This is a genomic window from Haloferax sp. SDI50 (assembly GCF_059802635.1).
On the sequence record NZ_JBPULL010000001.1, the window covers coordinates 2,361,313 to 2,373,888 of the forward strand.

Annotated in this window: 9 protein-coding genes; 2 read left to right on the top strand and 7 right to left on the bottom strand. The window is 67.3% G+C overall.

Features of this window, described 5'->3' with window-relative positions:
• The first annotated feature begins 40 nt into the window (after positions 1-40).
• Positions 41-994: a ribose 1,5-bisphosphate isomerase gene (locus ACSR87_RS12445; protein ID WP_498530681.1), complete on the top strand. Its 954-nt coding sequence runs from the start codon at positions 41-43 to the stop codon at positions 992-994.
• 33 nt (positions 995-1,027) lie between these two features.
• Here ACSR87_RS12445 and ACSR87_RS12450 read toward each other — a convergent pair whose 3' ends face one another.
• Positions 1,028-1,690, bottom strand: a complete 663-nt coding sequence (locus ACSR87_RS12450) for a helix-turn-helix domain-containing protein (protein ID WP_498530682.1) — start codon at positions 1,688-1,690, stop codon at positions 1,028-1,030.
• Positions 1,691-1,787: 97 nt separating this feature from the next.
• Here ACSR87_RS12450 and ACSR87_RS12455 point away from each other — a divergent pair, with 97 nt between their 5' ends.
• On the top strand, positions 1,788-3,482 hold the full coding sequence (locus ACSR87_RS12455; protein WP_498530683.1) for an NADH-quinone oxidoreductase subunit D: 1,695 nt from the start codon (positions 1,788-1,790) through the stop codon (positions 3,480-3,482).
• 49 nt (positions 3,483-3,531) lie between these two features.
• Here the strand turns inward: ACSR87_RS12455 and ACSR87_RS12460 are convergent, their stop codons facing one another.
• The 6 genes from ACSR87_RS12460 to ribH all read right to left on the bottom strand — a co-directional run bounded on the left by ACSR87_RS12460 (position 3,532) and on the right by ribH (position 12,523).
• Positions 3,532-6,471 carry a methyl-accepting chemotaxis protein gene (locus tag ACSR87_RS12460; protein WP_498530684.1) on the bottom strand — a complete coding sequence of 980 codons (2,940 nt, stop codon included), beginning with the start codon at positions 6,469-6,471 and terminating at the stop codon, positions 3,532-3,534.
• Between the two features lie 282 nt (positions 6,472-6,753).
• The gene (gene rbcL, locus ACSR87_RS12465; RefSeq protein ID WP_008573480.1) at positions 6,754-7,998 is read right to left on the bottom strand and encodes a type III ribulose-bisphosphate carboxylase; all 1,245 of its coding nucleotides are present in this window, start codon (positions 7,996-7,998) and stop codon (positions 6,754-6,756) included.
• 128 nt (positions 7,999-8,126) lie between these two features.
• Positions 8,127-10,046 (bottom strand): DEAD/DEAH box helicase, encoded by a 1,920-nt coding sequence (locus ACSR87_RS12470; RefSeq protein ID WP_498530685.1) that lies wholly within the window; start codon positions 10,044-10,046, stop codon positions 8,127-8,129.
• Positions 10,047-10,275: 229 nt separating this feature from the next.
• Positions 10,276-10,752: a type IV pilin domain-containing protein gene (locus ACSR87_RS12475; protein ID WP_498530686.1), complete on the bottom strand. Its 477-nt coding sequence runs from the start codon at positions 10,750-10,752 to the stop codon at positions 10,276-10,278.
• A gap of 215 nt (positions 10,753-10,967) precedes the next feature.
• Complete coding sequence (locus ACSR87_RS12480) at positions 10,968-12,122, bottom strand: pyridoxal phosphate-dependent aminotransferase (RefSeq protein WP_498530687.1); 1,155 nt, start codon at positions 12,120-12,122, stop codon at positions 10,968-10,970.
• Positions 12,119-12,523, bottom strand: a complete 405-nt coding sequence (gene ribH, locus ACSR87_RS12485) for a 6,7-dimethyl-8-ribityllumazine synthase (protein WP_424332686.1) — start codon at positions 12,521-12,523, stop codon at positions 12,119-12,121. Before ribH ends, ACSR87_RS12480 begins: the two co-directional genes overlap by 4 nt.
• Positions 12,524-12,576 lie beyond the last annotated feature (53 nt).

Consider the following 12,576-nt stretch of genomic DNA (forward strand, 5'->3'; position numbering starts at 1 on the left):
CCGCGGCGACCTTTTTCCATTCGACGCCCGTAGTTCTCGCATGGACGACCGCGTACACCCCGAGGTCCGGCGCACCGCGACGGAAATCGACACGATGGAGATTCGCGGCGCGGCGACCATCGCCGACGCGGCCGCGCGAGCGCTCCGGACGCAGGCCACGGAGAGCGACGCCGCCGACGCCGAGGCGTTCAGAAGCGAACTCCGCGCGGCCGCGAGAGCGCTCTACGAGACGCGGCCGACCGCCGTGAGCCTCCCCAACGCCCTCCGGTACGTCCTCCGCGGCATGTCGAGTACGACCGTCGAGGGACTCCGCCAGAACGTCGTCGAGTCGGCAGACGAGTTCTGCGCCCGCCTCGAACGCGCGCAGGCCGACCTCGGGGAGGTCGGCGCGAACCGCCTCCGCGACGGCGACACCGTCATGACCCACTGCCACTCGACGGACGCGCTGGCGTGCGTCGAGGCCGCGGTCGAGCAGGGAAAACACATCGAGGCCGTCGTCAAGGAGACTCGACCCCGAAATCAGGGGTACATCACCGCGAAGCGACTCGACGAACTGGGCGTGCCCGTCACGCTCATCGTCGACTCGGCGGCGCGGCGCTATCTCAACGACGTGGACCACGTGCTCGTCGGCGCGGACGCCGTCGCGGCCGACGGGAGCGTCATCAACAAAATCGGGACGAGCGGCCTCGCGGTCAACGCCCGCGACCGGGGGACGCCCATCATGGTCGCCGCGCAGACGCTCAAGCTCCATCCCGGGACGATGACCGGCCACACCGTCGATATCGAGATGCGCGACACCGCGGAGGTCATCGACGACGAGACGCTCGCGGACCTCGGCAACCCGACCGTACAGAACCCCGCGTTCGACGTGACGCCGCCGCGCTACGTGGACGCCATCGTCACCGAGCGCGGGCAGTTCCCGCCCGAGAGCGTCGTCATCCTGATGCGGGAACTGTTCGGGGAAGGTACCTCGGAGCCGTGGGTCGAACCGTAGTCAGGTCGATTCGACGCCGCCAATCGGAGGCGGTCACGGCCCGCCGACGAGGTCGCCCATGACTTTCATCTCCGCCTTTCGCAGGTGTTCCGCCGCGGTGCTCGTCGAGCAGTCGAGCCGCGCGGCCACGTCGGCGACCGCCCCGGTCCGCGGCTCGCGGTAGTAGCCGCAGTCGACGGCGGTCTCGACGGCCTCGCGCTGGCGGGGCGACAGCGACCCGGCGGAGACGCTCCCCGGTCCCGTGTACTCCCGCACTCGCACGACTTCGAGGCCGCGGCCCTCCGGCAGCTCCTCGACCGCCGACTGGAGAGCGTCGTCGGTGCCGACGAGCGTCACCGACACCGTGCCGTCGCCGTCGAAGACGACCGGCGGAACGACGATGAGGTCCCCCCGCGTGACGGCCGCCGTCTGTCTCGCGCCCGCGGCGTCGAGCCGCTCGTTCACCACGATGAAAAACGAGTCGCCGGGGAGCTGTGAGACCTCGTACGACCGGATGCGCTCTGTCTCCGCGAGCGCCGCCTCGTAGGCCTCGATGTCGGAGCCGACGACCTCGAAGACGATGGTGTTTCTGTCGGTCACCGTCGGGTTCCAGTGGTGGAGTTCGGTCCGCTCGAACGCCTCGTGGTCGACGACGAACTCGTGCATCGGATGCATCTGCCCGTCGTCGGGCGTGAAGCGAAGCCTGACCGATTTCATGCCCGCGGGTTGATTCGACCGCGACATAAAAACTGGCCGCACTCGTGAGGCAGAACGCCGAACCGGTGTTCGGACGAACGAACGGGTGTCAGCCGCCATGTCACTCGAACGCCCGCGACAGACCCCCGACTCCGACGACGACCCTGCCGCGCTCGCCGATGACGACGCCGGTCCCCTCGACGCCGACGCGCTCCGGCGGGCGTTGGGCGACGCCGTCCTCGCCACCGAGGAGCACGTCCACGCGCCCGCGGTCCAGATTCGCCCCGACGCGGTGCAGTCGTCGCTTTCGACCCTCCGCGAGGACCTCGGCCTCGACCACCTCTCGTGTGTGACCGCACAGGAGTACGAGGACCGCTACGAGTCCGTCTATCACCTGAAATCGTACGACGACCCGACCCGAGAGGCGAGCGTCGTCGTCCCGACGCCGCGCTCGGACCCGGTGAGCGAGTCCGCCGCGCCGGTGTTTCGGACGGCCGAGTGGCACGAGCGGGAGGCGTACGACCTCGTCGGCATCGAGTACGACGACCACCCGGACCTGCGCCGCATCCTCCTGCCGGAGACGTGGCAGGGTCACCCGCTCGGGCGTGACTACGACCGGACGCGCCCGCAGGTCGTCCGGTACGACGAGAACGCGAACCCGTTGGCGGAAGACGGCCGCGCCGACACGAACACGATGCTCCTCAACATCGGGCCGCACCACCCGGCGACCCACGGCGTGATGCACCTCCAGGTCGCGCTCGACGGCGAGCAGGTCGCGGACGTGGAGCCGGATATCGGCTACATCCACCGCTGCGAGGAGCAGATGTGTCAACAGGGGACCTACCGGCACCAGATTATGCCGTACCCCGACCGCTGGGACTGGGGCGGCGGCGGCCTCCTGAACGAGTGGGCCTACGCCCGAACCGCCGAGGCGCTGGCCGACATCGACGTGCCCGAGTACGCGCAGGTGCTCCGGACGCTGGCGGCCGAACTGAGCCGCATCCTCTCGCACATGCTCGCGGTCGGCGCGTACGCCCTCGACGTCATCGGTGACTTCACCGCGACGTTCATGTACGCCATGCGGGACCGCGAACTCGTCCAGAACATCCTCGAAGATCTCACGGGCCAGCGGCTGATGTTCAACTACTTCCGGCTCGGCGGGGTCGGCTGGGACCTCCCCGAACCCCGCGAGGAGTTCTTCGAGAAGATTCGGACGTTCGTCGACGGCCTCCCCGAGAAACTGCGGGAGTACCACGACCTCCTGACGGCGAACGAGATTTTGCAGGCCCGCACGGTCGAGACCGGAATCCTCCCGCCGGAGGTGGCCAAGGACTACGGCGTGACGGGGCCGGTCGCCCGCGGCTCCGGCATCGACTACGACCTCCGCCGCGACGACCCCTACGGCTACTACGACGAACTCGACTGGTCGGTCGCCGTCGAGGACGACTGCGACAACTTCGCGCGCCTGCTCGTCCGCCTCCGCGAGGTCGAGGAGTCGGCCAACATCGTCGCCCAATGTGTCGACCTGCTCGAAGACTGGCCCGACGACGAGCGGACCATCCAGTCGAACGTCCCGCGCACCCTCAAACCGGACGACGACACCGAGGTCTACCGCGCGGTCGAGGCCGCGAAAGGTGAGTTGGGTATCTACATCCGCGCCGACGGCACCGACACCCCGGCGCGGTTCAAGATTCGCGGCCCCTCGTTTTCGAATCTCCAGTCGCTCCCCGAGATGGCCGAAGGCGAGTACATCCCGGACCTGATCGCGGCGCTCGGAAGTCTCGACACGATAATGGGAGAAGTAGACCGGTAGTCGGCGGCGGAACGGCCGGCGTCGCGCGGTGTCGCGCGTCGCCGCCGGCTCAGTCGTCCGAGGGCGAGGCGGGACCGGTTCCCGAGCCGTCGGTGACCGCCTGACTCATCGACTGCGACGACGCGGCGGGACTCGTCTCGCCCGATGCGGCGTCGCCGCCGCGGTCGCTTCCGCCGGCGTCGCCGACGTCGAACCGGCCGACGAGGTCCTTGAGCGACTGGGCGGACTCCGACACCTGTTGGATGTTCCGCGTGACCTCGTTTATCGCGGCCGTCTGTTCTTCGGTCGCCGCCGAGACCGTCGCCGTCTCCGAGGTGGTCTCCTCGCTCACGCTCGACACGTCGTCGACCATCGAGACGACCTCCTCGGTCGAGACGGCCTGGTTCTCGGTCGCCTGCGATATCTCCTCGACGCCGTGTTCGGCCTCGCGAATCGCCCCGGAGATGTGGTCGAACATCTCGATGGCGTCGCCGATGGTCTCGGACCCGCTCTCGACGCTGTCCTGCATGGACTGCATGTCGTCGACCGTGTCGTCGGCGCTCTCGCGCACCTCGCCGATTCGGGACTCCACCTCGTCCGTGGCCTCGCTCGCCTCCTTGGCGAGCGCCTTGATTTCGTTGGCGACGACGGCGAAGCCCTCGCCGGCCTCGCCGGCGCGGGCGGCCTCGATAGAGGCGTTGAGCGCGAGCAGGTCCGTCTGCTCCGCGATGTCGTTGATGAGCTGGACGATTTCGTTGATTTCGCCCACCTGCTCGCCGAGGGCTTCGACCCGCTCGACCGCCTCGTCGGCCTCGGTCTCGATGGTCGATATCTCGGCTGTCGCCTCCGCGGCGTGGTCGCGCCCCTCGTCGGCGAGCGACACGGCCTCGTTGGCGGACTGGACGACGCCGTCGGCGGAGGCGGCGACCTCCTCGATGGTCGCTGAGAGGTCGTTCATCTCGTCGGCGACCGTCTGGAGCCGCTCGGTCTGCTGTTCCGCGCCGTGGGCGATTTCCTCGACCGACCGCGCGGTCTCCTGGCTCGCGGACTCGATTTCCTTCGCGCTCGACACCGTCTCGTTGCTCACCGCAGCGAACTCGTCGGCGACCGACTGCACCTCGACGAAGCCGTCTTGGAGCTTCTGAATCCCGGTGTCGAGGTCGGACATGATGGCTCCGAACTCGCCGGGGAGGTCGGTTCGGAGGTCCTGGTCGAGATTGCCGTCTCCGAGTTCCGTCCCGGCGGCCCGAAGCTCGGAGACCTGCCGTTGGAGGTTCTCCTGCATGTCGTCGAACGCCTCGACGAGTTCGCCGAGTTCGTCGTCGTTGGCGTCGATGTCCTCGTCGTCGTCGAACCGCCCGCGGGCGAGCGACTTGGCGCGGTCCCGGAGCGCCTCTATCGGCTCCGAGAAGTACCGCGCGGCGACGTAGCCGACGCCGACGACGACCACGATGATGCCGACGATTAACAGGAGCATGATGTTTCGAGCGGTGTCCGCCCGGTCGTTCATCGCCTGCCCGAGCTGTTCGACCGGGCCCGTCACGTCGGACTCGGGGACGGTGGCGACGAGTTCGTACTGCCCGTTACCGAAGTGGAGCGGCGCGTAGCCGACGAAGTAGCGAGCCGACTCGCCGCCGTCGCCGGTCGTCTCGTGGGTGGTCAGACCGGTCTGGCCGACAATCGCGGTCACGTTCCCCGCGATTTCGGACTCGGCGGAGCCGAGCGATTCCTGGGAGTCGGTCAACAGCGTCCCGCGCTCGCTCACGATAGTCAGGTGGCCGGTCTCACCGACCTGAATGTCGTCGATGAGCGTGTTGAGGAGTTCGAAGTTGAACAGGAGCGTGATGGTTCCGGCGAATTCTCCCCCGCGGTACACCGGCGCGGTGACGTACACCGCGGCGTCGCCGTCGACGGTCGTCACCTCGCTCACCTGGATTTCGCCCTTCTGAAGCTCTGTCGCGGTCTCGAACCACGCCTCGTCCGCGAACGAGGTGCCGGACACCGACTCGGTGGCGATGCCGTCGTCCGTGCGCGTCGCTTGGACGATGCCCTGCCCGTTCTCGTCGGTGAACAGAATCTCGTCGTAGGCGGGGTGTTCCTCGCCGTCGATGGTCACGGCGCGGGTTTCGAGGTAGCTTCGGAACGAGTCGTTAATCTGGTCGCGCGCGTCGGTGACGGCGGCCGTCTGGAGTTCGTAGTAGTAGACGCTCGGCGCGAGCACCCATTCGAAGTCCTCGTGGTAGGTGTACGCGACGAACTTCTCTTCGACGGGGTTGCCCTCTTGGGTGGTGTCTTCCCACTCGTACTCGACGATGCCCCAGTCCTCGCCGTTGCGGATATCGGCGTTCGACTCGATTTCGGCGGGCACCTGATTGAACGCCGCTATCCCGGCGTCGTCGACCGTGTTGACCCCGTCTTCGAGGCCGTGGTGGACGACGAAGTCGAGGTTCCTGTCGAGGATGAACGCGTAGCCGGTCGACCCGACGTAACCCGGTCGGAACGCGTCGGAGAGCGTCCCACTCTGTTGGACGCCGTCTCCGGCGGTTCCGGCGATTCGAGCCTCGACACGGTCTTTCACCTGCTGTTGTTGCGCCGGCGAGAGGTCCGCCCAGTCCTGCCCGCCGTACTGGTTCGCAAGGACGCTCTGTTTCGTGGTCTCGACGGTGGCGCGCATCTGGAGCGCCATGTAGCCCAACTGCGCTTGGCTCTGTTCTTGGACGAGCTCCATCTCCCCGTCGCGGGCGGCCTCGTAGTTCTGCACGGGTGCCGAGTCCGCCAGCGCGAGGGCGTCGATTCGGCGGGCGTCGAGGAGGTTCTGTATCTCCTCTTGCCGGGCGGCGACGGTCTGATTCAGGTCGCCGGTAATCTGCGATTCGAGCGTCGCCTCGCTTTGGTCTTGTGCGTAATTTCCAATGCTACTCATCCCCTGGACGCCTGCGACGCCGACGACTGACACGGGTATCAGCGAGATGGCGAGACAGAGCGCGATAAGTTTCGTTCGTATCTTCATGGTTTGATTGATATCGCCGGCCCCCGGAGTTCCTCAGTATGCGCCGTTTGACCGAGAAATCGCCCGGTTTACTCTGAATATAGCTCTGCAAAAACAACGGTATAAATCTCACTCGCCGGTTATTATTACCGATACTCGGACCCCGGATTTCCTCGTGATTCCCACCAAATAGCGGGTCGAGCCACTCACTCGGTATTGCAGTAATCACTCAACACGTTTCGAATCATTGTCACAAAACAGCAACAATTGCGAACGCGAGGAGACCGCGCCGTTCCTCTCCGCCTACCGCGGCGTCTCCGTCCCCCACTTATCGAGGGCGACGGCGAGTTCGGGCGTCTCTTCGGCGGCCTCGGTGATAGCGCGCCCCTCGACGTAGGCGTCGATGGCCGACCGGAGCGCGACCGCGCCCGCGCGGGTTCCGTCGGGGTGACCGTGGATTCCGCCGCCGAGCTGGACACAGACGTTCGTCCCCGTGGCATCGAGCAGGTCGGGGAGCAGACCGGGGTGGAGGCCGCCCGAGGCGACCGGCAGCACGTCGGTCGCGCCGTGGAGGTCGCCCGCGAGCCACTCGTTGATGCCGACGGTGTCCTCGTTGGCGAGCTTTCCGAGGCCGGCGGTGCCGGTGTGGAGCTGGTCGACGCCGCAGAGACGACTTATCTGCGCGAGCACCCGCATCGAGACGCCGTGGGCCGGAAGCCGGTCGAAGGCGGCGTGCATGGCGCGGTGGGCGTGGATGGCGAGACCGTGTTTCTCGGTGCGCTCGCGGACGGTCTGGAGGCCCGCCCAGCCCGCGGTGATGATGTCTACCATGACGTACTCGCCGCCCTGCGCGGCCACCTCGTCCACCCGGTCGAGCATCGTCCGAGTGTCGGCGGTGACGTTGATGAGGTAGGATTTCTTCTCGCCCGTCTCGTCTTCGGCGTCGTCGCGGAGCGACAGCGACTCGGTCAGGCGGTCCGAAAAGGGGTTGAACGCCTGGTCGGTCAGGTTCTCGTCGTCCTTCAGGAGGTCGACGCCGCCGACCCACGCGTCGTAGCCGACCTGCGCGTGCGCCGCCGTCGAGAGGCCGACTTTCGGCTTGGGGACCGTCGCCGTGATGGGGCGGTCGGTGACGCCGAATATCTCCTCGCGGACCGACGACCCGTACAGCGGGCCGGGGTACGCCGAGACGACGGACTCGGGCCATTCGCAGTCGAGGAGGCGAATCGTGTCGACCGCCTTCATCCCCATGATGTTGCCGGCGATGCACGACAGCACCTGCGGCATATTGCCGGGTTCGAACAGCCCGGCGGGGTAGGCGACCCGAATCAGGTCGCCGTCGATGTCGAACGTCGTCGCGCCCATGTCGGTGAAGTCCGCGCCGGTCTGGAGGGCCGCCCACGTCCCGTTGGAGGACTCCGAGGCAACGCGGCTCGCCGCCGCCTCCGTCGACATTCCCGTCGCGGGGTCGATACGGAAGGTGCAGACGAGGTCCTCGTCGGTCGGTTCGTAGTCGAGATCGAGGAAGTCTTCGTACGTGATACCCATAGCCTCGCCTACGCCCCCGCGAAGCTTAAAACGGCATCCCGAAGCGCCTTTCCCCCCGCGACGCGAAAGAAAACGGCTCGGCGCGAAGCGATGTCATCACGGGAGCGTCACGCGTCCTGGCCTCCGATTCAGGGCGACAGCAGCGCCCGGACCTCGCGGAACTCGGGTACGTCCGCGTCGAGGGCGGTACAGAGGGCGTCGGCCGCGCCCAGCAACCACTCGGCGCGCTCGACGCGGGACTCCACGTCGCCCGGTCCGATTCGGTAGCGCTCGACGAGTTCCTCGATGTCGGACCCCTCGGTCCACTCGTGGAGGATGCGGGCGGTCTTCACCGCCGTCAGCCACTCCTCGAAGGGGTCGGCGTCGTGCATCGCGGTGGTGAACTCCGCGGCGTGGCTCCGGGCGTACTGGTACATGAGCGCCCGCTCTTGGTTGCCGAGGTAGGTGTCGTGCATGTCGGGCGTGTCGCAGACGACTTCGAGGGCGGTCCGGGCGGTGACGCGGTCGTCGGCCATCGTCTCGATGGTTCGGATGCCAGAGACGATGCGCGCCCCGGTCGTCGGTGATACGTACTGTTTTGAGGTCTGTGCGCCCAGCGCCGTCGCCGACAGCGTCTCACCCGTCGCGTCGAGGAGTTCCATCGCTTCGAGGTCCGAGACCACCTCGGCGACGAGGTCCGCGAGGTCCACGTTCGGGTTCTGGTGGGCGTAGTACGTCGCCGAAAACACGTCAGCGACGCCGTCGAGACTGTCGGCGAAGCCGGAGGCGACGACCGAGAGGACGTGGGTCCGGAGCGCCTCGGGGTCAGCGAACTGCGAGTCCACGGCCTCGGCGTCGGCGGTGACGTAGCGGTCGACCAGTTCGGCTTTCGTGTCCGCGTCGCCGACGAGAACCGCCTCGCCGAACGGGTCGAGGTGCGGACGACCGGCGCGGCCGCACATCTGGTGCACGTCGAGGACGGGTATCCACTCCATCGCGTCGCCGGTGTAGCGCTTCTGGTCGCGGATGACGACCCGGCGAGCGGGGACGTTCACCCCGGCGGCGAGCGTCGGCGTCGCGCAGATGACTGCGAGCCGGCGGTCCCGAAACGCGTTCTCGACGGCGACGCGGTGGGCGCTCCGCAGCCCGGCGTGGTGGAAACCGACGCCGGTGCGGGCGCACGCCGAAAGCTGGCGGCCGGTCGCGGTGCCCCCGAGTTCGTCGAGCTCGTCGCCGAGGGCGGGCGCGGGCGACAGCTCCTCGTCGGCGAGGCGGTCGGCCAGCGCTTCGGCCTCGCGGCGCGACCGGACGAACGCGAGACACTGTCCGCCGGTCTCGACCGCGTCTTCGACGAGCGCGACGGTCGCCTCGGTCGCCTCGTCGTCGTTCGGGCCGGTCGGGGGGACGACCACGTCGAGGTCGGTGCCGTCGTCGAATTCGACGGTCTCGTCGGCGTAGACGCCGGTGCGGAGCGAGACGGGCCGCCACGTGCTCTCGACGAGTTCCGCGTCGAGCCAGTCGGCGATGGCTTCGGGGTTGTCCACGGTCGCTGAGAGGGCGACGAGTTGGAGGTCCGGGACGCGACGTTGGAGTGTCGAAAGCGTCACTTCGAGCGTCGGCCCGCGCCCCGGCGCGTCGAGCAGGTGGACCTCGTCGACGACGACGCACGCGAGGCGGTCGACCCACGGCGCGCCGTTTCGAATCGCGGAGTCGACTTTCTCGCTCGTGGCGACGACGATGTCGTGGTCGCCGAGTTCCTCCTCGGCCGCGTCGAAATCGCCGGTGGAGATACCGACGCTCACGCCGGGGAGTTGGTCGAACGTCTCGTACTTCTCGCGGGCGAGCGCGCGAAGCGGGACGATGTACAGCGCCGGCCCGTCGGCGGTGAGCATGGCGAGTTCCGCGATAAACGTCTTTCCGCTGGCGGTCGGAATGGCGGCGACGACGCGGCCGCCCGCCGCGACGCCGGCCTCGACGGCGGCGGCCTGCGGCGGATACAGCTCCTCGATACCGTTCGACTCGTAGTGGGAGACGAGGGCCGCCGACAGCGGGAGGTCGCGCACGCGCATCTGTCACAGAGGTGGCGGCGGACTCACATAAGTATCTTCGCCGGCGGGACGCCCTCGACCAGCGGTCGGCCCGGCGGGCGGTCGGGCGACGAGAAACCGATGTGGCAGGTGGCTAGTGCTGCCGGTGGCGGCGGTCCGACAGTCGGGACTCTCAGGCGAGCGCGCCGATAAAAAATCGAGGTCGTCGGCCGCGTGGTGACCGATTATCGTGGAGGCGTTTCGTGGTCAGTTACGCGTTAGGGCCGGACCACCGCTGGAGGGTCGCGGAACTCGACCCCGCTTCGTCGGTCCAGACGATGCGGACGGTCTGGTCGGAGAGCGAGTCACCGTCGGGTATGATGGTGACCGAGGTCCCCGCCGTCACGTCGGTCTGCGTATCACCGTTTAGTGCGGTCCAAGTTCGACTCTCCGCTGCATTAGTGGCATCCGCTTCGGCCGTCCCGTAGATGCTGACACCCGTCGTGATGTTCAACTGGTCCGAGTCGATTGCTCCACCGCTCTCGTGGGTGATGTTGAGGTAATCTGCGCTACTCTGGTTGTAGTCGAAACTAAAGCTCGCCTGCGGAGCGGTCGCGGTCTGTTCGCCCAGTCCCAACACGAACGTCCCGATGACGGCCGCGAGGATGACGGTAATCGCGACCATCAGGATCACACCGATGACCGGCGACACCGCGTCGTCGTCTGCGAATAGTTGTTTGAGTTTCATGTGTTGTCTCTCATATACATACGCGGTTTATCCGCGGAAATCCCACCCGGAATACGGTATGTATGGTTGCTACATGGGCGCTCTCGAACATAAATCTAATCGAGTATCAGACAACAAAAATTACGTTCATCGCTAGCACACAGTTCAGATAACAGTCACAGCTCGGCGGGGAACTCCGTCCGCCGCTCCGAAAAGAGACGGTCGCCGCGGCCGGCTCAGATGTAGTCGTGCTCGGCGAGGCGCTCGACGGCCTCGCGGAGTCGCTCTTCGCTCGCGGCGTAGGAGATACGGGCGTAGCCGGGGGCGTTGAAAGCGCTTCCGGGGACGGTCGCGACCTTCGCGTCCTGAATCGCGCCCTCGCACCACGCCTGGTCGTCGTCGTCGACGGGGAGCATCATGTAGAACGCGCCCTTCGGGACGGCCACGTCGACGTCGTGTTCGGCGAGGAGGTCCACGAGCATGTCGCGGCGGTTCTCGAACGCCTGGCGCATCTCCTCGACGTCGTCGTCGGTGCGCTCCGAGAGCGCCTCGACGCCGGCGTGCTGGACGAAGTTCACGGCGCAGGAGACCGAATGCGAGTGGAGCTTGCCGGCCTGCGCGATGAGGTCCGACGGGGCGTGGAGGTAGCCGAGCCGCCAGCCGGTCATCGAGAACGCCTTCGAGAAGCCGTTGATGGTGATGGTGCGGTCTTCCATCCCGTCGAGGGAGCCGAGCGAGGTGTGCTCGAAGCCGTCGTAGACGATGCGCTCGTAAATCTCGTCGGAGATGACGGCGAAGTCGTGTTCGACCGCGAGGTCGCGGACGCCTTCGAGCGCCGCGTCGGAGAACACGCCGCCGGTCGGGTTCGACGGGGAGTTGACGACGAGGAGCTTCGTCTCGTCGGAGACGGTCTCGCCGAGTTCGTCGAGCGCGGGTTCGAGCTTGAAGTCGTGCTGGGCGAGGTCGACGCGGCTGAGCGTGCCGCCGGCGAGCTTGACCATCGCCTCGTAGGAGACCCACGCGGGGTCGAGGAGAACGACCTCGTCGCCGTCGTCGACGAGCGTCTGGAACGTCTCGAACAGCGCCTGCTTGCCGCCGGGCGTGACGATGACCTCGTCGGCCTCGGCGTCGACGCCGTTCCCGCGGAGCTTCGCCGCGATTGCGTCCTTGAGTTCCGGAATCCCGTTCGACGAGGTGTAACTCGTGTGTCCCGCGTCAAGCGCGTCTTTCGCCGCCTGCGTGATGTTGTCCGGGGTCGGGAAGTCCGGCGCGCCGACCGAGAGGTCGACCACGTCTTCGCCCTGCGCTTCCAGTTCGCTCGCGAGGTTCGAGATGGCGAGCGTCGCGCTCGGTTCGACGCGGCCGACTCGGTCGCTGAAATCGAAGTTCATGCCAACGCCTCCACCATATCGGTCGCGGCGTAAACCGCTTCCGCACCTTTGCTGACGCGCTCGCGCGCTTCAGCGCCGCTCATACCGGGACCGGAGACGCCGAACGAGACGGGTTTGTCGCGGTCCAACGAGACCTCCGTCAGCGACTTCGCGGTCGCGTCGGCGATGACGCGGTCGTGGTCGGTGTCGCCGGTGACGATTGCGCCGATGACGACGACGGCGTCGATATCGTCGCGGCGGGCGAGTCGGTCGGCCGCGAGCGGCGAGTCGTACGCGCCGGGGACCTGAATCGTTTCGACGACCTCCGCGTCGCGCTCGGCGGCCGCGTCGCGGGCCGCTTCCTCCATCTGCTCCGTGACCGACGAGTTGAATCGGGCCACGACGAGTCCGAGAGAGACCATGGCCGACCCTTCCCGTCTCGGATAAAAGAACTACCGACACCGACCGGATTTGG